This is a genomic window from Faecalitalea cylindroides (assembly GCF_028321995.1).
GTDB lineage: Bacteria > Bacillota_I > Bacilli_A > Erysipelotrichales > Erysipelotrichaceae > Faecalitalea > Faecalitalea cylindroides.
The window spans coordinates 1-1,736 of record NZ_JAQLXG010000036.1 but is presented as its reverse complement, the minus strand read 5'-3'; the positions used below and the strand labels follow the sequence as shown (position 1 = coordinate 1,736).

Annotated in this window: 3 protein-coding genes; all 3 read right to left on the bottom strand. The window is 37.1% G+C overall.

Translation table 11 applies throughout. The annotated features are described in order from the left end of the window. Positions 1-1,010 (bottom strand): PTS sugar transporter subunit IIC (locus PND65_RS09590; RefSeq protein ID WP_271991864.1); only part of this gene is annotated, 1,010 nt, incomplete at its 3' end. A gap of 3 nt (positions 1,011-1,013) precedes the next feature. Continuing rightward, on the bottom strand, positions 1,014-1,310 hold the full coding sequence (locus tag PND65_RS09585) for a PTS sugar transporter subunit IIB (protein WP_015536453.1): 297 nt from the start codon (positions 1,308-1,310) through the stop codon (positions 1,014-1,016). Further along, the gene (locus PND65_RS09580; RefSeq protein ID WP_204714927.1) at positions 1,303-1,626 is read right to left on the bottom strand and encodes a PTS lactose/cellobiose transporter subunit IIA; all 324 of its coding nucleotides are present in this window, start codon (positions 1,624-1,626) and stop codon (positions 1,303-1,305) included. Before PND65_RS09580 ends, PND65_RS09585 begins: the two co-directional genes overlap by 8 nt. Between the last annotated feature and the right edge of the window lie 110 nt (positions 1,627-1,736).

Here is a 1,736-nt window from a genome sequence, read left to right as displayed (position 1 = left end):
GGATTCAACATCATAGGCAAACCAAAGGTCACTGGTTCACTTATCCCAAAAAATGCCGGCAATACACTGATTCGCCCTACCGTTTTTATTGTCTTTGACTTGGAGAAACAACATAGTAGTGCAATGGAAAGACATGCTCCTGTTCCCCCAATACATACAAAATATACCCAAAAGGATTCCGTCAATATTGAAGTAGCTGCCAATCCTGATGCATGTTGTGCTGCATTGGTTGAAAGATTCATGAACATGATCGGTCCCATCAATCCCCAGAACGTAGCGTTATGAATACCAAAGAACCATGCCCCATTGATGATAAACGTCATTATCAGGATAAATACCAAGCTATCCGTCGCTTCTACCTGTGGTGAAATCAATCCTCCGATCCAAGCTGCCAATGTCGTTCCCATTGCGTTGAATATCGCAAATATTCCTAAATACAGTAACATTATCAAAACGGCGATCGTTAGCGATGAAAACGTCTCACTCAAAGAAGGTGGAACACTTTCCGGCAATTTGATTTTCCCAAAGTTTTTCTCTTTTAATACACGATATATATCTACGGTGACGATACCTACAAAAAGACCAATGATGATCCCTTTCCCATCCAGATATGTCAGATCCGCCAAAGACATCCCATAAACCAATTCTTCCGGATTTACATTCAAGATAAAGATGCCAAAACAACTGATAAAAAGTGGGATCAATGGCTCGATCTTATATGATTTACATAGGTTATACGTGATCCCTATCACGATATAAAGTGTCGTAAAGCCTAGTCCTAATACTGAGATCCAAGAAAATATCTTACTATTTGAGGCAACAAAATCTGCCCATACCCTCATGAACCCTGTTGCATCTTCTGTAGCTGGAGCTGAACCAATCACGGCAAACAAACCTCCAAAAATCATGATTGGCAACATTGAAATAAATGTATTCCTAATAGCAGATAAATGTACTTCATTTCCTAATTTAGCCGAAATATCCAATATTTTATTTTCTAACTTTTCCATGATCTAACCCTCCAATATCTCTTTGATCTGTGCTATAACATGATCTACTTTCATCATTCCGTAATCCACAGGATTAATATAACTTACAGGTATTCTATTATTGACCACTTTTTTTATAGAGGGAATAAGGTGTCTGATTTGGGGCCCTACCAAGACAATATCGAAATCTTCAATATGTTCTTCGAACTCTCCCTCACCAAAAGCCTCTACATAACAATATCCATCTGAATATTTATTGATCTTTTGTGCCAACATGGCTGTAGACATTCCTGCATTACAAATCAACATGACCCTAACCATTGTCTCTACCCTCCTTCTTATCAAGAATTTTCAACATTCCCTTGACAACCGACAAAATCGTTTCGGAACTCATCATTTGATCTTCTGCGTGTACCACGAACAGATTGATCTTCATCTCCTCATTTCTCACAAAAGTTGAGAGAATCTGAGCATGGATCCTTTGCGCTCTTAACAAACTTTTTTCTGCTTCTTCTAACAAAGAAGAAGCCTGATTGAAATCCTCATCCCTAAAAGAATTCATGGCCTCGATACACAAAGATTTACAATCTCCGCTATAAGAGATCATCTGCATCAAAAGAGTTTCTAACTTTTCCATGTACTTCTCCTCCTTATCAATATTCTATAACTTTGAAAATTAAAAAAATTTCTCTTTTTTTCTTTATAAAGAGAAATTTTTTATCTTATTTTTTATAGAATGTTTTCGAT

Bases quoted from the DNA above. Each gene is read 5' to 3' on its own strand.
- PND65_RS09585 (WP_015536453.1), bottom strand. From the start codon at position 1,310: ATGGTTAGGGTCATGTTGATTTGTAATGCAGGAATGTCTACAGCCATG.
- PND65_RS09580 (WP_204714927.1), bottom strand. From the start codon at position 1,626: ATGGAAAAGTTAGAAACTCTTTTGATGCAGATGATCTCTTATAGCGGA.